Source organism: Phormidium sp. CCY1219 (assembly GCF_035615515.1).
In the GTDB taxonomy this organism is placed as follows: Bacteria; Cyanobacteriota; Cyanobacteriia; order Cyanobacteriales; family Laspinemataceae; genus CCY1219.
Genome location: NZ_JAJENT010000973.1, coordinates 1 through 18732, shown reverse-complemented (window position 1 = coordinate 18732; position 18732 = coordinate 1). Strand labels below are relative to the sequence as shown.

The window sequence follows — 18732 nt, the reverse complement described above, 5'->3', positions numbered from 1 at the left end:
CCTCGTAGGGCTTAGGCTGGTCAGCTACCTAAAGTCAGGGGCTAGAAGCCCCGTCTCTTTAGAGCGGGGTGCTGACCTCGTTCTCTGTCTAAAGACATAGATAGTTACTTAACTTCACGTTACTACACCATTTGTAATATTGTGATGCGCCAGAAAGATATTTACATAAAAATTTGTTATCTGCATGATTACTTTTATTTATCTATATAATATTCGCTTAGTTTGCATATTTGTAAGGTTATAGAAATATGTACTCGGGCAAAAATAATTGCAGCGGGTAGGGTAGGCAGAGCCATTTTCGGAAGTGCCTCGCGCCCCGGAAGTTCTCGTGCCTGGCCACCCTACAAACCTCAAAAATCGATGTGCAATTTATTTTGCATGACTGCTTAGAATAATTCTGGATGCTGGCGCGGAAATAACTGGCTGAAGCCATAAGAAAGCGTGGCAGTTATTTTAAACCCTTATTCATTAATTCCCAATTCCGCCCTCGCACGCCTACTAAAACATAGGAAAACCTTTGCTCGGTGGAGGTAAAAGAGTTTTTTTCGGTTGTTTTTATACTCAGGTATGAGGAAGATTCACCCACCGAAAATCATGGATAATAGGAACATTAAAGGTGGTTTTAGGCACTAAGAAAATGCCAATTTGTCTCTCAATTGGTAGAAATAAAGTTAAAATTGATTATGCAGTTTAAGTGAAAAATAGCGGTTTGGCTGCGGCGATCGCTTTACCGCTTGACCCCCACAAATGTAGGAACAGCTTGTAGCATCATTTGTAGCAGTTGACAAAAAATGTAAATTTCAATACTATGGTAAAATATGCCTGAATTATTGCCAGCAGCTCAAACCCAGAGAAAGACAAAAGGGTCGCTTTGGACAAAACTGCCTTACAGAGAGAATTTCCATAATTTCGTTTTCTGGCTATATACCGATTGAGCGGGAAAATAAAGCCGGAAACCGGGGGTAAGGCGCATTAATTTGGCGATTTGAGTGAATTTCTATAAACCGATATAGGCAAAAAACGATAGAACGGAGGGGGCGCTGAGGGGAGGGAGTGGGGAAATCGGCGTGTGGGGGAGAGTTTTGGCGCGGCGATGACTGAAGCGGCGTACAGATGCAATAATGCACTTGTGGCACGCCCCGTGTCGGTAAAGAGGAACGAGTGTGGAATCTGTGAAGTGAAGATGCCAGCCAATCGCCAAATGAACCGTGGCTCCATCGAGAGCGATCGCGCGGAGTCGAACACCAGCTTGGAATCGCGCTTGATGATTGTGGTGCCCATAGTGGTGGGCGCGACCATCATCTTATCCGCGTGGCGAATGTTGCTGGGCGTCGCCGTCATCTCTGGGGTGGGATGGGCGTGGAAATCCTATCTGCAAAAGCAGCAGCAGCGACAGGCGCATCTGAATTCGGTGTTTTATCGGTTAATCCAAGAGAACGAAGGGCGTCTGACTGCATTGGACTTCGCCATGCAAGCGGGAGTGGAAGGGAAGGAAGCGCAGGAATATTTGGACAAACAGGCGCAGGAGTTTGCGGCGGGATATGAAATTACCGACAATGGCGGGATGGTGTACTGCTTTTCCACGATTCAAATGCCGCAATCCTACCAAACTCTAGAGGTAGAGAGTGCGCCAGTATTGGCAGAGTCGGAAACCCTCGCCCCACCCCCAACCCCGAACACCCCATCGGTGACGTTACCGCCGCCATTGAATCAATCGCAATTAGCCGCTAGGTTGGGCGTGCATCCGACAACGGTGAGCAAGAATAAGAAGAAAGCGGATTTTTTGGATTGGAGTTGTCAGAAGGATCCGGAGGGGTTGGGGTGGACTTATGCCCCAGGAACGAAGAAATTTTTTGCGATCGCGCCGGGGGAAGGGGATTAAATTGGGGAGCACCCGCAACCCACGTTTATCGCACTCAACGCCTATCGGCAATCTGAGGTAAAGCAGGGCTTTTCTTCGAAAAAAACCTGCTTTTGCAGGTTCTGTGCTCAACGCCTATCGGCAATCTGAGGTAAAGCAGTGTACTTGCCCACTGGTTGTATTGGCTGTAGACAGGTGCTCAACGCCTATCGGCAATCTGAGGTAAAGCAGTTCGGGTGATTGCTGACCATATGTTTTCCTCGCTAGTGCTCAACGCCTATCGGCAATCTGAGGTAAAGCAGGACTCAAATTTAATCCCCGCCGCTGTGATTTTGATCGGTGCTCAACGCCTATCGGCAATCTGAGGTAAAGCAGGCCGAAACGTTCTGGCTGAATATCGACGAAATCCACGAAGCTCAACGCCTATCGGCAATCTGAGGTAAAGCAGAGAATCTCCTTAAGGTTGTGTTTGTTCGTGATTTTTCGTGCTCAACGCCTATCGGCAATCTGAGGTAAAGCAGGCTTCGGGAGAGACGGAACGGGCGTAATACTTGAATCGTGCTCAACGCCTATCGGCAATCTGAGGTAAAGCAGATCTTAAGCAAAAAGCACGGAACGACTAAACAATGTGCTCAACGCCTATCGGCAATCTGAGGTAAAGCAGACTTTTTAGAGCAGTAGCTAAATTTTGTTGGAGATTATGTGCTCAACGCCTATCGGCAATCTGAGGTAAAGCAGCCGTTGAACCTATTTTTGAAACCATTACAAATGAATTGTGCTCAACGCCTATCGGCAATCTGAGGTAAAGCAGTTGGGATAGAGCAAATCAATTCCAGTTCCCCAGAATTGTGCTCAACGCCTATCGGCAATCTGAGGTAAAGCAGTATTCAATACGCCAGCTACTGCGTCCTTCACCGTAGTGTGCTCAACGCCTATCGGCAATCTGAGGTAAAGCAGAAAATACCTAGCTGAATTCCATGTTTTGCTTTTTTGTGCTCAACGCCTATCGGCAATCTGAGGTAAAGCAGCTATAACAAATTCCTTCTGCATCGGATGGAACACCTGCTCAACGCCTATCGGCAATCTGAGGTAAAGCAGAGTCAACAATTACAAGATTTAGTGTTTGTTTTAGAATGTGCTCAACGCCTATCGGCAATCTGAGGTAAAGCAGTTTGAGAAAGATTGCCCCAGACTTGACGTTTAATCTGTGCTCAACGCCTATCGGCAATCTGAGGTAAAGCAGGTTTTAGAGCTTTTAGTCTTCAGGTCTTCAGAATCTAGTGTGCTCAACGCCTATCGGCAATCTGAGGTAAAGCAGTCCTACAGCGTTAGCGGACTTAGGGGTTGCCCACGAGTGCTCAACGCCTATCGGCAATCTGAGGTAAAGCAGGCCGTCGTAGTGCCAAAAGCTTGCGTGTAGTAAAGTGTGCTCAACGCCTATCGGCAATCTGAGGTAAAGCAGTCTGATGAAGCAGACCTAAAGCACTTTCGCCCTTTGTGCTCAACGCCTATCGGCAATCTGAGGTAAAGCAGCTCAGAGACTTGGGACAGTTTGAGTATTCAGGGGAAGGTGCTCAACGCCTATCGGCAATCTGAGGTAAAGCAGCAGAAAAAACGCGCTTGCGTAGTTCAGTATGGGGCAGTGCTCAACGCCTATCGGCAATCTGAGGTAAAGCAGAGCACTTCAGCCCGAAACCCGCTCCCAGCAAGGAAAGTGCTCAACGCCTATCGGCAATCTGAGGTAAAGCAGCGCACAAGCCCAATCCCCTAAATGGGAAGTACTCTAAGAAGATTTTACAAGCACCTACCGCCAAAATGCAAGAGAGTGGTTGAACTTTCCCAAAATCGACCATTTGCTTCTCGCTCAAACCCTTACCCTGGCTTAATTCTAGCAAAATTCAAGCACCTAGTCAAGTCGAAAAATGTCCCCAACCTTCCTGTAGCGGGAGTTTTCGGCATTTCAGACGGGGGAAGTTTCCGCACAATCACAGGTGCTTGCTCGATCGCAGTTTTCCATGAGTCAGGGGTTCTCCGGCAGATCGGGTAAAATGGGCCAATGCTGGGGCGCGAATCCCCCACTGGATGACTCCCCCCTCCCGCCATCCACCCCCGCAACTGCGATCGCGCTTCCGGGGCGAAATTTTTGCCATAAAAAAAAGACGAGAGTCTGCGGTGACTCCCGTCTGTCGCGGAGCATGTTTGAAAACGCGCATAGTTGTACTTACGCGCCGCTAGAGAAATATCCAGAATCAACGGGTCAACCGCTCAGTGGCGACAAAACCCGCTATAGTGTTGTCGCCTTCTCAACCCCACAGCACTACCGCACGGATCTTACGGGTAGGCTGGGCAACGAGTTGCCTACCCGTACATGTCGTGCGATCGCAGTTGTCCGAAATTACTTTTCGATTCCCGCTCAAAGGGGAATGACAAATGAGGGCAGCATACCTTAGCCAGACCGAAACCCTGCTATATATATGGCCGCATCTTCTCCCATTCTATTTTTTTAATAACATAAAAACAAAATTTTGTCAAGGTTTTTTTGCAAAAAAGTAGCAAAAAAAATGGGTAGGGAGCCGGCGATCGCAGCAGTGTGGATTGCGCCCCAAGGGAGAAGAACGCTCGCCCAACTGCAACCGATCAAGCGCGGCGATGAACTTTAATGCGTTTATCGGATTTTTGCTTTCGCACCCAGGCGAGGAATTTCTTCATCTGCGGTTCAGCTTGCAGTTTTTCCACCGTATTCAGTTCCCGTGCCAACCGCGCGTTATCAAAAAAAGCGTGAATTTGGCGATGACAGGGGGAACAGATATCAATCGTCGGTCTTTTCGCCCCATTTTTTTGCTTGGGAATCAGGTGATGAACCGTGAGTTTATTGACTTCTCTTTCGCAGAGTTTGCAGTACATAAATTCGGAATAACTAAACCTTCAACGAGGAGTTATCCAGGGATTCCGGGGAATCGCATAGGGTACGCCGCAGCGCACCCTACCCGATTATTTATCCTCTCTTACCGGCAGCGGAATTTCCATAATTTCCATTAACAAATCCAGTCGCGAGGGACGAGACAGCAATGGCACCAAATTGGGCAAGGAATAGTAGTCGCCGCCGAAGGTAAAGGTTTCCACCGGAGCCTGTTTTTGCTTCAATTGGGTTTCCACCCAAGTATAGAATCTCCCCACTCTGACAATAATAACATTTGGCAGAGCGCCCATTTCGCGGCAGTAGGTTTGATAGGCGTCGGGGAAATAGGGGCTGCTGTTTTCACCTTCATCAGTGACGAGGATGATTTGCTCCACCTGCTGTTTTTTCCGGCGCAGGGCTTCTACCGCACAACCGATACTGGTTCTGCCCCCCGCTTTGATGTGCTGGAACGCTCGTTCCCAGTCGCTCAATTCGCTGCCCTTGGCGGTGACGGGATAGGGCATGGTATCGAAAGCATAAACGTAGAGTTCTGCTTCGGAAATGCCGGAAATCATGGCGGCGAGGCGCTTTCCGACTTCTAGGGCTTTGTCCATCGACCCGGATTTATCCACCAGCAAGGCGGTGGGTTTTTTAATTTTACCGCGCTTTTTCACTTGTTCGTTGGTAATTTGTTCCAACTGAGCGGTGGTGTCGGTGTCGAGTTGGGCGGCGTCGGAGGCGATGCGCGCTTTGTAGGCGGAGACGCGATCGCTGGTTTGGGCGTCTTTCAGCTTTTGCTCGATGAGAGCTTTCACTTCCGGATGTTCCATCGCACCGCGCCCTTGCAAGGATTTGAGGTTATTGATGACCTCTTGCGGGGACATGGAATTAATCAGCGCCACCAGAACTGTGGGCGTGAGCTGCTTTACGGTGCCGATCGCGATCGTGTAGGGGATATTGTGTTCTACAATGAGCGCTGCTTGTTCCGCCGGAGATGCCGCCTTTGCCAGTTGCTTGACGAGGTAGGCGAGACTGCCTTCTGGCGGGGTTTCTTTGAACAGGATGGCATCGGCGCGCGGGTTGGGTTTGATATGTAAGGTGGCATAGAGGTGTTTCATTGCCTTGCGGTTGCGAAGTGCGGCGCGATCGAAGAAGTTTGTATTTTTTTCGCGATCGCGCAGATATCGCGTCACCGCCGTGCGCGCGCAACGGGGCACTTTGTGGCGATGTTGCTTCATAAAGTCTACCACCCGCCCCACCTGATAAGGGGGCAACTTTTGCAGCAGCACGAATCCCGCATCCCGGTGTTCCGTCAGGGGACTGGTGAGCAGATTTCCCACAAACACCTCTTTGTGGTCTCGCACGTCCCCATTTTGGTAATACCAAGCGCCCAAATGACCGTAAAACAACGGATCGATTTCTACCATTATTTGGTGTAATTCTGCCACTTCTTCCAGCTTGCGGTGTGGCGTCGTCAACAAGCTATTCAGCATTTCCAGCCGCAAATCGCGTTCTGCTGCATTCATAGACTCTCTCCTTGTTTAAATCAATGCTTCGCTATCTCGCGTTTATACGAGATAACCGCTCTTTCAAAAAAGGCAGATATCGCACGCGCGGCTCGATAACAAGTGCCGCGCAAGTGAGGGGGGCATTGGCCTGCTATTGACAGTTCAGGCTTGCAGCGCTTTCTCCAAAGCGCACTGTGGTTTTGCGGAGTATGTAAGCCCCCCCGATAGGGGCGCGGCGACAACTGCAAGGCAGAAAAAATGGAGGGAATTGACATCAAAATAAACACTTCGCGCAAGTCGAAAAAGCCGTGGTTTCATACACAGGATTTGAACCTGCAATCACTTGAACCTAAATCAAGCGCTCTACCATTGAGCGAGTATGTAAGCTTTTTCGGTTAGGGCGCGAAGTGAAAGACTGCAAAGGATGAAATATTATAATATCCCGCACAAGTTGGTAAAGCTGAAGAACACTGGTGAGTTACCATTACTCTACAGCCCCAGGAAAGTGGGGCTGGTAGGACTCGAACCTACAATCTCCCGCTTATCAGGCGGATGTGTGTAAGCTTCACCCGTTAGGGCGCGGGATATTTTTTTAAAGCTTTCGGGTGGAATTAAAGGTTGAAAAAACACTTCGCGCAAGTCGTGAAAGCCGTGGTTTCATACAGGGGAATTGAACCCCCAACCTTTACCTTAACAGGGTAATGCTCTACCAATGAGCTAGTATGTAAGCTTTCCGCGTTAGGGCGCGAAGTGCTTTTTCAACCGTCCTGACAGATTCTTTCCCGCACAAGTCAATTAGGCTATTTCACAGTTTGCTCTAGCCAATTGAGCCACACCCCCATTCAAGGAGGTGGTAGGACTCGAACCTACATGTTTCTGGCGATAAACCAGTTGTGTGTAAGCTTAATCGGTTAGGGTGCGGGAAATTGAAAATTGAGAATTTGAAAACAGAAAGTATTGAAAAAAATTAACCGTAAACCGCTTCGGGACGAACGATTAAATCGCCGGAAGGGCGACGATCGCAGATGTAAGACTCGAAGCGATCGCGGTGGACATCAAAGTAGTGGGCGAGGCGTTCTTTGACAGCAGCATCGCTCATGCTAGCGCTGATGCCGAGTTGACGTTCCGTGACGTCATAAGAACGACCTTCAAAGCGAACGTGAACCATGCTGCTTCCTCCTTTTTAAGGGTTAGATTTTTGTGAAAATTTCCTGGCTTTCATCGAGCGATCGCCTTTTTTGGCTACAATAAAAAACGCCGTTCTAAATGATAAATATCATTCACGTGACGAATGGGTTCGACTCCGCGAACCGAGTGGGTTGAATTTAACCCTTCGGTGTTTGGATGGGGTCGATTGACCGCTAACTGCTGTTCGCGAGTGGCGGCTCGAGACTTGCGCCGCTGGCGCTGAAGCAGTGGGACGTAGAGTAACATCATAGCACCTCGATTGTTTGCGGGAGAATTCCCGCTAGACGCTTGTAAAAAGTCCCTCGTTGGATTCAGTTTTCCAGGTTCGGTCATGGCAGGAAACGAGCCGTTTTGGCGGCTGTTTTCCGTGCCATGTTTTAATGCTACACTCATACTACAGTTTTGTCAAGGGTTTGGAAAAAAATTTTTTCAGGGGGGTGCTGGGGGCTTACAACTCCTTCACTAAGGTAGTTTTGACGTACACTTTCCGGAAGCCGAGGGACTCGTAGAGGTGGAGCGCGCCGGTGGTGTTTTCGGCATCCACGGCGAGCAGTGCGCGATCGACTCCAGCGGCTTTTAACCGATGTAGTGCATCCAGGATCAGAGCGCTTGCGAGTCCCTGCTTGCGGAAGCCGCGCCGGGTACCGAGAACTACGAGCCAGCCTTCATTTCGCCCGCTTTGCTGGTTTTGTTCGGGGTTAATATAGCAATCGCAAAAGCTAGCGAATGTGCCATCGGGAGCGATCGCCACCCGATCGAACTCCGGGTTGTAGTACGGGTCTTTCAACTCGTGCTGTACGCGCTCGATCGTTAACTCGTAAAAACCCCAGTGGTCGATAAACGATTGATTGAACATCTCCACCCAAGCGTGCGGATGTTCCCCCTGAGTGCCCGATCGCAACGTATAGCCCGTCGGCAATTGAGGTTCGGGAATCGGATCGGCTAAAGAGCGAGCCATGCGAAAGAAATAGCGATCGCGAACATAGCCCAAGCGTTCGAGCAATGCGAGGCGAGTGCGATCGGTGTCGCGAGTGCCAGAGCGCAGCTTCACTCCCACGCCGCGCTCTCGGCTCACCTCGCGCATCCGCTTCTCACCCCAAGCGACGATTTGTTCTTCCAAATCGCCGCCCCTTGCCCGGGGGTGGACGCGGAACCACAAAGTACCGTCGAGAATATCTCCCGATGGCGGAATAAACAGTTGCCCAAACCCGATAAGCGCGGCATTGCTGTCGCACCACAGGCGAATATCCCGGTCTCGATCCACCGATGGCTGGTTGATTTCCTGTTGGAGTTGGGTGGTGGAGATAACTTCTTCCAGGCGATCGACCGCCTCACAGTCTTGGATTAAAGCAGCGATCGCCTGGATATCCCTCTCTCCCACATAGGAGCGCATGGTTAAAGTTGTCATAAATCACTCACAAGTCAAATAAAATTAGAATGGAATTTCGATCGAGAAAAGAAAACCAAAGAGATAAATTCATGGATTAACAATTTATTTTACCAGAACTTCTGCATATCCTTCACTCGTAGGGAGGGCAACAAGTTGGCCACCCTATAGGTCGTGCGGTCGTGCCGCCTCCCTACCTTTCAACGGAAGCTGGAGGAGTCGAACCCCTACGGTTTCTGGCCGTACCCCGGTTTTCAAGGCCGGTTGCCGTCCCATCAGCAGCAGCTTCCATCAATGACAGGGGAGGCGAACGTGGCCTAGATGCAGAGGTTGGCGAGAGAGGGAATGACAGGAATCGAACCTGCAACGAGGTGATTAAAAGTCACCTGCTCTGCCAATTGAGCTACATTCCCTTTTATACCTTGCTTGTGCCGCAGGCAACCCCGCGATACCAGCGAACTCCCCGGCTTGGACTCGAACCAAGAACCCTCCGGTTAACAGCCGGAAGCTCTACCATTGAGCTACCGAGGAATATACCCCCTGACCCGAGAAAGCCCAAGTCAGGGAAAGTCCCTCTGGATGGAGTCGAACCACCACAGCCGACGTTCGTAGCATCAGCCCCAAATCCGTTGGCAGAGGGAAATCCACCGGGGAGGTACTGCCCCTCCTATCGCCGCGTTATCAGCACGGTGCCTCACTTTTCGGCCTCCGGTGGTTGGCGGAAGATGGAGGAATCGAACCCCTACGGTTGCCCGTACCCTGGCTTTCGAGACCAGTTGCCATCCCGTTAGCAGCATCTTCCACTGAGGGGTGTCTGAGGAGACTCGAACTCCCTACTAACTAGCTTCACAGGCTAGGGTCTCGACCACTTCGACTTCAGACACCATCAGTGGAGCCAATGGGACTTGAACCCATGACCTCCTGCTTGCAAGGCAGGCGCTCTCGCCATCTGAGCTATGACCCCATGTGCGATATCGAGCTGAAACACTAAGTGCCGATCGCGCTGGCGTGCAAGTTAGAGGAGCATTTTCCGCGTGTTCTCAGCTACTAGAGGGACTCCACCGATGAGTTATTACACACTCTTTACAGGATGGCTACCGCTAAGCCCACCTCTCGGGTTCTTCGCACTCCTCGTTCCCACACGCCCACTGCATTTTCGCAGCGTTACCGTTCCTCTCGTACTCAGTATGTATGCTCCAAACGTTAGGGCACGCCACCGCGCGATCGCGCTGGAGCGATTGAGTTTAATGAATAACAGGGAAAGCAAACCTCCTTATTTTATCGATACCAAACGAGAGTGGTAGGACTCGAACCTACACCAGCCGATTTAGAAGATCGGTACTCTGTCCCGTTGAGTTACACTCCCTAGTTGCGATCGGGTTGCAGCAAGCCCGGAGCCTCTTCTGATTAGGCTACAGGGGCGCAACAGGGGCGATCGCGCCATGCCCCTGACAGGAGTCGAACCTGCAAAACACCGATTCTGAGTCGGCGACGTCTTCCGTTCCGTCACAGGGGCAAATTGAAAGGGTAATGCAACCCACGTAAGGGGGAAACTCGGTAATCAATCCAGGGGTTTAAATCCTGAATTTCATCCCCAGCATACTCCTGGCGGGAGTCGAACCCGCAACAAAAAACAGATTTTAAGTCTGCCGCGTCTGCCAATTGCGCCACAGGAGCGAGAAAAAGCTAGTTACCTTTAGTAAGGCTAAGCTCATAAAGCACTGTTTTTGAGACGATCGCCTCTTCCAATTGGGCTATAGGAGCGAGTATTGGCTGCCCCGCCAGGTTTCGAACCTGGACTCTCCTGCTTCAAAGGCAGGCATGTTACCAATTACACCACAGGGCACCTTGTGGATGCCGGGGTTGGGGTCGAACCAACCTCTCCGCGATTCAGAGTCGCGGTGACTTGCCACTCGTCCACCCGGCAATCAGACCAGCCCCCCAGGTTGGAATCGAACCAACCCCTTCCTGTTCTAAGTCCTTCAGACAGGCTTCGCCAAAACACAGGCGCTCTACCCACTGAGTTACCGGGGGATAATAAGGAGAGAGAGGGATTTGAACCCTCGTCGGATAGTTTGAACCCGAACGACCGTTCCAAGATCGCGCCTTCAACCACTCGGCCACCTCTCCCAGTGAAGTTTCGGAAAATTGCTACTCCTGTCATACAGGCAAAAAGCGGAGAGGGAGGGATTCGAACCCTCGACGGCTGTTAAACCGCTCTTTCTTAGCAGGAAAGCGCCTTAAACCACTCGGCCACCTCTCCAGAATGGGTCGGGAGGGACTCGAACCCCCAGGTTCAGCACAGAGGCACTTGATTTACACTCAAGCTCCGTCACCCATTTGGATACCGACCCTTAAAATTTGGAAATTTGGCGCGGGGACTGAGATTTGAACTCAGAATGCCAGTTTTGGAGACTGGAGTGTTGCCAGTTACACCATCCCCACAGGCGATCGCAGTGGCAGGAATCGAACCTGCATCAACCCAGTTATGAGCTAGGTACTTTAACCGTTAAGTTACACTGCGACATTTCACCAAGGCTGAGGTGAGATTTGAACTCACGCATAGAAGGTTTGCAGGCTTCCCCCTTCAACCGCTTGGGTACTCAGCCATGTCATAGCCCCAACGGGACTCGAACCCGTGTCTTCTGAGCGAAAATCAGAAATCCTTGACCGCTAGACGATGGGGCCATCTATAGGGCGTCCGCTGCATTTTCAGCATTGGAGAACCACTAAACGGGGAAGACGGGATTTGAACCCGCGACATCTTGTTCGACAGACAAGCGCTCTAACCAGACTGAGCTACATCCCCACGAAGTTGGTCTTGTATCTATTTGTCGTTTGGCAGGTTTGGCGGTTTACTCGGGGGGAATCCCTCGCGGGAGCGATATCCACCCCGATGAGTAAAAACCGCACTTGTCCAAACATCGATCGTATGGCCGTTTGTTTATTCAGTTTTCCTGGTTCGGTGTTGGGCATTGGGTGGAGCCGTTCGGTTCCTTTCCCTGTGCCTTACAATCACATACTACATGCATACTACAAACTTGTCAAGGGGTTGGAGCAAATTTTTTTAATTTTTTTTGAAAGGCACTCCCCGCAAGGGTTACAGGCCATAAATTTTCCGGCTTTGTCCCCGCAATTCCGCAAAACGGCTACATACTACAGAAAAAATTTTTGGGGGACGATCGCCCCTGACTCCTGGATCCAAATTGGCGATCGCGCCACTGTCGCCGCATACTACACACAGGTCAGCGCGAACCCAACCGACTCCCTGCTATATTGATAGCCACTCTGGCCCAGGCGATCTAAACTGATGATGTCCTCTGTGGAGTCTCGTCCATGCTGAAGTTGTACCATTTGCCGATTTCGTTCAACTCCCGCCGGGTTTGGATCTGCTTATTAGAGAAAAAACTAGACTTTGAACTCGTGGAGATGAAACTCGATGGCGATCAATACCAAAGCGAGTTTCTGAAAATGAACCCCTTTCACCACATCCCCGTTTTAGAAGTAGATGGATTTCCCATCATCGAGTCATTTGCCATCTTGGACTATTTAGAAACGAAATATCCCACCCCTGCCCTGTTGCCCACCAATCCAGAAGATTTGGCGATCGTGCGGATGGTGCAAATGGTGACATTAACCGAATTCATCCCGGCGATGACGCCTTTGCTGCGTCAGATGATGGGATTTGGGGAAGAAACCCCCGAGAAAATCGAGCAGTCTAAGGAAAAAATTGGGGTAGTGTTAAACTTTTTTGCCGAAAAACTCAGGCGTAGTCCCTACTTTGGCGGCGAACACTTGAGCTTAGCCGAACTGGTTGCGGGGACAGCGATTCCATTTTTGCCACAGATGGGAATTGAGATGGAAGACTATCCGAAAATCAAGGAATGGTGCGATCGCCTGATGCAGCGATCGAGTTGGCAAGAAACCCAACCCACACCCGAAGCGATCGCAGGCTTTAAAGCGCAAATGAAAGAATTGATGTCCAAAAGATAACCAGCTTTTGCCCGCCAGGGACTAAACTCCCTGGCTTCTCGAACGCCAGTCTTCGCGCAAGGGACTATAGCGGTTTTGTAGGAGGGATAGAATTGTTAATAGCGCGAGAAGTTTTGGCTTGCACGACGACAGTTTAGAAGACAGGAAGCCTGGAGAATTGCCAGGGCAGAAAAGGCGGAAAAATTCAGGCTGTAACCGAGATAAACCCCTTTAAAAATTATCCCAACCGCTTCACACAGCGGCGCGACTCAGACATTAATTCAGCATAGGGTTTAAAATAGCGATCGACGCAACGCAGCATGCCGATATTATTGCTTGCCACTGCTGCGGTGAAATAAGGGATATCCGCCGTTAATTGTCGCCTTACTGCTTCAGTGAGCAAGGCAAAACCGCGTCCCAACTTTTGAAACGGTTCTTCCACAAACATAGACGAATAGCGAATTGTATCCGGGGCAATACGATGGGCGATCGCCCATCCAATCACCTCGCCTTGATAGCGCAATCCCACACTATTGATAGGTTCCAAAGGCCCATCCTCAGTAAACGGACTCAAGGCATCGGGATATTTTTTTCGCTGGACAATCCGGGCTTTTTCTGCTTTGGTTAACTCCGTCCAAGGAAACACGGTAAACTGTTGCGGAAGACAGTATTTATAAACCCAAGGTGCCGATCGCAGTTTTTCGGCGGTGGTTTTAGTCAACACAAATTCAGTTTCCGGCGGTTGCCAACTTTGCTGGTGCAAAATCGGTTCTAACGCCGAATCCGTGAGGGAAGTTACGCGATATTTTAAAAACAATTCCGCACAGCTCAGCTTCGTTAAAGCGATTTCCATATAGCGCATTAACTGCGTACCAAGTCCCTGACGGCGATAGTTAGGTTTCACGAAAAAAGAAAGCACTTCAGCGCGAGTGACGTCCGGCATCAATTCTGCTAAAACAAAACCGACTCTTTCTTCATTTACCGAAACCGCCACCCCAGACAAAGGGCCGCGCTGCCGAAATTTTTGCCAGTGTTTTGTAATGCTGGGAAAAGTCAAATCCTCGAAGGCGAGGGAATTTGCAGGCGTTAAATTATAAACGAACTGATATTTGATGGAAGCCGGGGAAGCAGAAGTAGACTTTAGCATCGTTTTGCGGTTGTAGTTGAGGGAGAGAAATGACGTACCCTTTGATAATGCATACTGAATTCGGCAGGTAAAAGCTTTTTTCACTTAGCCCCCGTAGGCGGGCTTTGTAAGAGCTTTTGGTAGGATTAGTCTCGGGCGGGCTTTGTAAGTCTAGCCCCACCCGGGGAGGGTGGGGGGCTTTTGGATGGATTAAGCGATCGGAATCGAGAAGTCAAGAGTTGCGGTATTGAACCCACCGAGGGTAAAGCTATTATCGTACAAATCGAATCCACCTTGGGTGAGGTTCATATTTTCACTCCAAATCGGTCCAAATTCAGCACTATCCTCGTAGCTGAGCTTGAACAATCCAAAGTCAACAGAAACATCGTAGCCGGCTTCCCCTTCCAACGCCGTCAGCGGTATATCCAAATCGTAATCAATCGAGGTATTGCTGTTTAACTGAGGGGCGACATCCACAGTACCCGTAATATCCACCTGTCCGTCGCCATTGGTATCTTGGGGAGTAATTTGCAGATCTTGTCCCACGGTAAAGGGAACTGCACCCTGACCTTCCACATTCAGAGTTCCGGTCAAATTGTCAACCGTGAGGTCTAAATCCTGAACGAGAGAAAAATCGCTTTCGAATGCGGCATCAAACAGATTCCAATTGGCATAAGCAACGCCGAGATCTAGATTTCCCTCAATGACGTAATCCAGGGCTTCTGCGGCTTTACTCAAATAAGGGATATTCGATTCAGAAAGAGCCGTCAAGAACACTTTATCTAAGTCTAAGCTCGCATCTAAGACAACATCGCTCTTGCTACCGGAAAGGGTATTGCTGTTGATGCGATCGCCCTCAATTGAAATATCGGGAACGTAGCCGTGAATGTCGCCCCAACCGCCAGTTTCATAACCCAGCGAACCGAGAGAACCTAAGTCCACAGAAAAGTCATCGCTGTCAATTTCCTCAAAAGACACCGCTTGACCCGTGCTGTCGAATTGGAAATTAAACGATTCGTTGATGTCAATCTGACTGTAATCTTTGGTGTATTCACCAATCTTATAATCGAGAGTCACATATGCGCCGGCATAAATTTCAAACAAGAAATCCAGGTAAGCCGCCACCCGAGGTGTGGTGGTGTCAAAGGTAGCTTTATCTCCTAAAGAAAAGCCGGAAGAAATGGTAATCGTTTCCCCAGAAGAAATCGCTTCGGGAATATTCAACCATATATCCACGGGAAGTTCGGTATCAATCGTTCCTGCGTCGAGTTCGTAGCCTGCGCTTAACCCAATACCACCGTGAGTATCGGCACCAAGTTCGCCCAGGTCAAAGTCTACGGATGGAGAAATATCCCAACTAATTTTGTCCGTGCCAATCAAGTCTTGTAACGGCGACCAATTCCACTCTAATTGAGAAGTGCCGCTATCCCAGACGCTTTGACCCGTGCTAGAAAAATTCAAATTAAAGACAGACGGAGTGCCTTCATAATAACTGAGGGTACCATCCTCGGAACCTACGATTAAATCGAGATAGCCATCGTCGTTGACATCGGCAAAACTCGGATCGGCATAATTCCCCACATCGATGCTGTTAAATGGATTGTCGCTGCCGGTTTTTTTGTTGAAAGTGCCGCCATCGTTTTGGAAGTATTGAATCGTGCCATCTTTGACCCCAACAACTGCATCCAGGTCTCCATCATCGTCAATGTCGGCAAATGTTGCTGCTGGAACAAGAAAGTTTTGATTGTTCAGCGGGTTGTTGTTGTTGTCTTGGGTAAAAGTGCCGCTGTCATTGCGATAGTAGTTGACTGAATAGCTGCTGTCTTTTCCGGAAGAGACAAAGGCATCTAAGTCGCCGTCTTCGTCCATGTCGGCAAATTGGGGGTTAAAACCGTTAATGTCAGACAAGGGATTGGCACTGTCGGTTTTTTCGACAAAATGGCCGTTATCGTTTTGGTAGTAATGGATTGCATTGAAATTGCCAACAATGGCATCTAAATCGCCATCGTTATCGATATCGGCAAATGTCGGACTCGCACCCACGTCTTCTTCAAAATTTACATTTTTCAGCGGGTTCTGGGTTTGGCTGGGGACGAAGGAACCGTTATCGTTGCGGAAGTAGGCAACTGTGCCATCCAATCGCCCCACAAAGGCATCCATATCCCCATCGCGATCGATATCGGCAAAAGTGGGGTCGGAATTGGAACCAGTATCAATCGGACTAAAGGGACTTTCGCTGCCTTCTTGCTTGATAACATTGGTGAACTTGCTTTTTTCTAAAATGACCGTGACTTCATCGGTCAAACTGGAGTTGAAGCTGTCAGCAACTCGCACGGTTAAGTTATAGTCAGTGGCGTTATTCGAGCGCAATCCCACTGAATCTTCGATGACAATGTTTCCATCCGGCGTAATCCCAAAATAATTTTGACCCGTACCGCCGACAATGCTGTAAATCGGCGCTTGTTGTCCCACATTTTCGTCAAAGGCGGGAACTTGGGCGACGATGGTACCGTTATTGTTGTTTTCGTGGAAAATAAAGGTTTCGTCGTCATCGGTTTCAATTATCGGTGCTTCGTTCCCATCCATGACATCGATCGCCACCGTTGTTTCGGTGGTTTGTTTGCCTTCATCGATCGCCTTGACGGTGAGATTGTATGAATTCTGGGTTTCGTAGTCGAGTTTTTCACCATTGGCAATGGTAATTTCCCCGGTTAATTCGTCGATGGTAAACGCATCGGATTCGTTACCGCCGATAATTTTATAGGTGAGGGCGTCATTTTCCGGATCCGTCGCTTGGATAGTGCCTACAGAAACGCCATCGTGGGGATTTTCTTCAATACTGAAGGTGGAGTTACTGGCAAATTCGGGCGCTTCGTTCACATCGCCCACATTAATCGTCACTTGTTTGGTAATTGTTTGACCCGTGGCATCGATCGCCTCTACAAATAAGTAGTGCAACGACTGGGTTTCGCGATCGAGTTGGGTGCGATCGGCAACGGTAATCTCGCCCGTGAAGACATCGATCGCAAAAATTCCGTTCTCGTTCCCTCCAGTAATTTGATAGGGATTGCTGCTGGCGGGATTGGAAATGGCAACCGTTCCCACCACCGTACCATTGGCGCTATTTTCCTCAACGCCTAACCCCACACTAAAGATTAAACTCTCGAGCAAATCTACACTGGTAACGCCTTGCAACTGTGCCAAGTCCGTACCATTAAAAGAAAGTACGCCCGTAAGAGAATCGAAAGCAAATTGTTCCACAGAAGTGGCTTCCTCGAAGGCGGGAGCAATGACGATGCGATCGCCTTGCGCCGCATTAAAATCTTGGATCGTATCCACCCCTTCTGCCAATCCGCCAAATACAAAATAATCCGAACCCGCATCTCCAGACAGCACATCGCTGCCTTCTTTACCCACAATGACATCATCTCCTTCATTGCCAGAGATAATATCATCCTCCACATCTCCCACTAACAAATCATCCGTCGTTACCCCAACTAATTCTCCGGTAATGCTCAATTCCCAACTGCCTGCCTCAAACACGAAATAACTGGCATTTTCCGTGGTATGGCTGCCATCTTTATATTCCGCTTCTTCTAGAAAAGCGGTAAAATTGTTACTGCCTACATTGGTTATCCGAGTGGTAGAAGGATCGGCTCCATAGTAGGATAAGGTAGGCATGAAGATGACCGGATTGCTGTAGCTGTTGAGCAGATTAATGGTTTGGCTGTTGTGGTCTAAATTGTCAATCTGTCCGAATTCGCCAATAACCGTTCCGTTAACATCGCTCAGCACTCCTTCTCCTTCTAAGGCCAGAAAATTAACCTGCTCGTTTGCATGGCTGGTTTCAGTATCTTGACTTTGCTCTTCTTCGATTTTGACTTCTACCGTATCCATTCCCAAATTCCGGTAGCGCACCCCCGCCGGATCGATGCCATTATAGGTTGCCATTGCTGCCATAAATTGCGGCGCGGTGGCAAAGTCTGAGTCAAAAGTAATGCCAGAAAAGCTGTCATTGACGCTGGTTGCTGTTGCGCCTGCTTGAAATAAATGTCCGTTCCAATTCCCTTGACCGGGTTCTAGCGCCAACCAACCCACGGTTTCCGTAGCGTGACCGTTTTGCAGCGCTTCTTCTTCTTCCATTGCCAGGTTAAAGCCGGTGCTGCTGGCATTGTTTTGTCGGGTACGGACAAACTCTACCCCGTTATAAGTCTGCACCTGACTGAACACCACTGGGGTTTGGCTAAACGTTGAGGAAAGATTTACCGTTTCAAATCCCTCATTGGTCAGATTTGCGGTATTGAGTTTGCCGACTTCGAGAGTAACTGTATTGGTAGACATGACTCTAGAACGCCCTTGGCGTCCCCCCTTATGCTGTTAACTCCAGCATGGCCTTTATTTCCAGAACCGTAAATAAAGAAAAGTTGATAAAAGTTGATAGGTTTTGCAAACAAATGTAACCGATTGACGAGAGTTCTCGCTCAAAGTTGATAAAAACTCATAAAAGTTGATATTTTTAGGCGCACCCCTTGACACAATCTTACCGATATAGTAAAACTTGACTTTTCTGAAGCAGTCTATAGTCTTTCTCGGATTGATGTGGTACGTAGCCTTTTCTGTCATTACCGCGCTAGGCACCTCCGAAATGAAAAATTCTCTACCTTACTCATATGAAAAGATGATAACTATTCCGCTCATCGGAATAGTTTTTTCCCCATCCCGGGAATTGGACTAAGCATAAATAACTATTCCGCTCATCGGAATAGTTTTTTTCCATCCCGGGAATTGGAC

10 protein-coding genes, 22 tRNA genes and 1 CRISPR repeat array are annotated in these 18732 nt (G+C 49.2%); of the genes, 2 read left to right on the top strand and 30 right to left on the bottom strand.

Features of this window, described 5'->3' with window-relative positions; genetic code table 11:
- Nucleotides 1–1183: 1183 nt before the first annotated feature.
- The gene (locus LKK83_RS31260) at nucleotides 1184–1882 is read left to right on the top strand and encodes a hypothetical protein (protein ID WP_324635353.1); all 699 of its coding nucleotides are present in this window, start codon (nucleotides 1184–1186) and stop codon (nucleotides 1880–1882) included.
- A 29-nt stretch (nucleotides 1883–1911) separates the two neighbouring features.
- Nucleotides 1912–3611: direct repeats of the CRISPR family, unit length 37 nt; unit sequence TGTGCTCAACGCCTATCGGCAATCTGAGGTAAAGCAG.
- 235 nt (nucleotides 3612–3846) lie between these two features.
- Here LKK83_RS31260 and LKK83_RS31255 read toward each other — a convergent pair.
- From LKK83_RS31255 to LKK83_RS31120, 28 genes are all read right to left on the bottom strand, one after another.
- Nucleotides 3847–4011 carry a hypothetical protein gene (locus LKK83_RS31255; protein ID WP_324635352.1) on the bottom strand — a complete coding sequence of 55 codons (165 nt, stop codon included), beginning with the start codon at nucleotides 4009–4011 and terminating at the stop codon, nucleotides 3847–3849.
- 487 nt (nucleotides 4012–4498) lie between these two features.
- On the bottom strand, nucleotides 4499–4765 hold the full coding sequence (locus tag LKK83_RS31250; protein WP_324635351.1) for an HNH endonuclease: 267 nt from the start codon (nucleotides 4763–4765) through the stop codon (nucleotides 4499–4501).
- Between the two features lie 87 nt (nucleotides 4766–4852).
- A complete protein-coding gene (locus tag LKK83_RS31245; protein ID WP_324635350.1) occupies nucleotides 4853–6286 on the bottom strand; it encodes a vWA domain-containing protein in 1434 nt (477 codons plus the stop codon).
- 291 nt (nucleotides 6287–6577) lie between these two features.
- Nucleotides 6578–6653, bottom strand: a tRNA-Leu gene (locus tag LKK83_RS31240).
- A 121-nt stretch (nucleotides 6654–6774) separates the two neighbouring features.
- Nucleotides 6775–6838, bottom strand: a tRNA-Ile gene (locus LKK83_RS31235).
- Nucleotides 6839–6920: 82 nt separating this feature from the next.
- Nucleotides 6921–6996, bottom strand: a tRNA-Asn gene (locus LKK83_RS31230).
- Between the two features lie 239 nt (nucleotides 6997–7235).
- Nucleotides 7236–7436, bottom strand: a complete 201-nt coding sequence (locus tag LKK83_RS31225) for a hypothetical protein (protein WP_324635349.1) — start codon at nucleotides 7434–7436, stop codon at nucleotides 7236–7238.
- A 74-nt stretch (nucleotides 7437–7510) separates the two neighbouring features.
- Nucleotides 7511–7849, bottom strand: coding sequence for a hypothetical protein (locus LKK83_RS31220; protein ID WP_324635348.1), 339 nt, complete (start codon nucleotides 7847–7849; stop codon nucleotides 7511–7513).
- 55 nt (nucleotides 7850–7904) lie between these two features.
- Nucleotides 7905–8864: a GNAT family N-acetyltransferase gene (locus LKK83_RS31215; protein WP_324635347.1), complete on the bottom strand. Its 960-nt coding sequence runs from the start codon at nucleotides 8862–8864 to the stop codon at nucleotides 7905–7907.
- 319 nt (nucleotides 8865–9183) lie between these two features.
- A tRNA-Lys gene (locus LKK83_RS31210) sits at nucleotides 9184–9256 on the bottom strand.
- Between the two features lie 46 nt (nucleotides 9257–9302).
- Nucleotides 9303–9374: transfer RNA gene (locus LKK83_RS31205), tRNA-Asn, on the bottom strand.
- Between the two features lie 185 nt (nucleotides 9375–9559).
- Nucleotides 9560–9645 (bottom strand) — tRNA-Ser (locus tag LKK83_RS31200).
- 7 nt (nucleotides 9646–9652) lie between these two features.
- Nucleotides 9653–9727, bottom strand: a tRNA-His gene (locus LKK83_RS31195).
- Nucleotides 9728–9733: 6 nt separating this feature from the next.
- Nucleotides 9734–9807: transfer RNA gene (locus tag LKK83_RS31190), tRNA-Ala, on the bottom strand.
- Between the two features lie 328 nt (nucleotides 9808–10135).
- Nucleotides 10136–10209, bottom strand: a tRNA-Arg gene (locus tag LKK83_RS31185).
- A 77-nt stretch (nucleotides 10210–10286) separates the two neighbouring features.
- Nucleotides 10287–10359, bottom strand: a tRNA-Leu gene (locus LKK83_RS31180).
- Between the two features lie 84 nt (nucleotides 10360–10443).
- A tRNA-Leu gene (locus LKK83_RS31175) sits at nucleotides 10444–10520 on the bottom strand.
- A 93-nt stretch (nucleotides 10521–10613) separates the two neighbouring features.
- Nucleotides 10614–10689, bottom strand: a tRNA-Gln gene (locus tag LKK83_RS31170).
- Between the two features lie 5 nt (nucleotides 10690–10694).
- Nucleotides 10695–10770 (bottom strand) — tRNA-Gln (locus LKK83_RS31165).
- A gap of 10 nt (nucleotides 10771–10780) precedes the next feature.
- Nucleotides 10781–10877, bottom strand: a tRNA-OTHER gene (locus LKK83_RS31160).
- 6 nt (nucleotides 10878–10883) lie between these two features.
- Nucleotides 10884–10973, bottom strand: a tRNA-Ser gene (locus LKK83_RS31155).
- Between the two features lie 46 nt (nucleotides 10974–11019).
- Nucleotides 11020–11106 (bottom strand) — tRNA-Ser (locus LKK83_RS31150).
- Nucleotides 11107–11110: 4 nt separating this feature from the next.
- Nucleotides 11111–11197 (bottom strand) — tRNA-Tyr (locus LKK83_RS31145).
- 16 nt (nucleotides 11198–11213) lie between these two features.
- Nucleotides 11214–11288, bottom strand: a tRNA-Trp gene (locus tag LKK83_RS31140).
- A 6-nt stretch (nucleotides 11289–11294) separates the two neighbouring features.
- Nucleotides 11295–11367: transfer RNA gene (locus LKK83_RS31135), tRNA-Ile, on the bottom strand.
- Between the two features lie 11 nt (nucleotides 11368–11378).
- A tRNA-Cys gene (locus tag LKK83_RS31130) sits at nucleotides 11379–11452 on the bottom strand.
- Between the two features lie 6 nt (nucleotides 11453–11458).
- Nucleotides 11459–11531 (bottom strand) — tRNA-Glu (locus LKK83_RS31125).
- Nucleotides 11532–11577: 46 nt separating this feature from the next.
- A tRNA-Asp gene (locus tag LKK83_RS31120) sits at nucleotides 11578–11652 on the bottom strand.
- A 527-nt stretch (nucleotides 11653–12179) separates the two neighbouring features.
- Between LKK83_RS31120 and LKK83_RS31115 the strand changes: the two genes are divergently transcribed.
- The gene (locus LKK83_RS31115) at nucleotides 12180–12836 is read left to right on the top strand and encodes a glutathione S-transferase family protein (RefSeq protein WP_324635346.1); all 657 of its coding nucleotides are present in this window, start codon (nucleotides 12180–12182) and stop codon (nucleotides 12834–12836) included.
- A 217-nt stretch (nucleotides 12837–13053) separates the two neighbouring features.
- Here LKK83_RS31115 and LKK83_RS31110 read toward each other — a convergent pair whose 3' ends face one another.
- Together LKK83_RS31110 and LKK83_RS31105 are read right to left on the bottom strand one after the other, a co-directional pair.
- Nucleotides 13054–13962 carry a GNAT family N-acetyltransferase gene (locus tag LKK83_RS31110; protein ID WP_324635345.1) on the bottom strand — a complete coding sequence of 303 codons (909 nt, stop codon included), beginning with the start codon at nucleotides 13960–13962 and terminating at the stop codon, nucleotides 13054–13056.
- Between the two features lie 189 nt (nucleotides 13963–14151).
- Nucleotides 14152–18282, bottom strand: coding sequence for a cadherin domain-containing protein (locus LKK83_RS31105; protein WP_324635344.1), 4131 nt, complete (start codon nucleotides 18280–18282; stop codon nucleotides 14152–14154).
- Between the last annotated feature and the right edge of the window lie 450 nt (nucleotides 18283–18732).

Coding starts and splice junctions, on each gene's coding strand:
- LKK83_RS31260 (WP_324635353.1), top strand. CDS start 1,184: ATGCCAGCCAATCGCCAAATGAACCGTGGCTCCATCGAGAGCGATCGC.
- LKK83_RS31105 (WP_324635344.1), bottom strand. CDS start 18,282: ATGTCTACCAATACAGTTACTCTCGAAGTCGGCAAACTCAATACCGCA.
- LKK83_RS31115 (WP_324635346.1), top strand. CDS start 12,180: ATGCTGAAGTTGTACCATTTGCCGATTTCGTTCAACTCCCGCCGGGTT.
- LKK83_RS31215 (WP_324635347.1), bottom strand. CDS start 8,864: ATGACAACTTTAACCATGCGCTCCTATGTGGGAGAGAGGGATATCCAG.
- LKK83_RS31225 (WP_324635349.1), bottom strand. CDS start 7,436: ATGGTTCACGTTCGCTTTGAAGGTCGTTCTTATGACGTCACGGAACGT.
- LKK83_RS31255 (WP_324635352.1), bottom strand. CDS start 4,011: ATGGCAAAAATTTCGCCCCGGAAGCGCGATCGCAGTTGCGGGGGTGGA.
- LKK83_RS31110 (WP_324635345.1), bottom strand. CDS start 13,962: ATGCTAAAGTCTACTTCTGCTTCCCCGGCTTCCATCAAATATCAGTTC.
- LKK83_RS31220 (WP_324635348.1), bottom strand. CDS start 7,849: ATGAGTGTAGCATTAAAACATGGCACGGAAAACAGCCGCCAAAACGGC.
- LKK83_RS31250 (WP_324635351.1), bottom strand. CDS start 4,765: ATGTACTGCAAACTCTGCGAAAGAGAAGTCAATAAACTCACGGTTCAT.
- LKK83_RS31245 (WP_324635350.1), bottom strand. CDS start 6,286: ATGAATGCAGCAGAACGCGATTTGCGGCTGGAAATGCTGAATAGCTTG.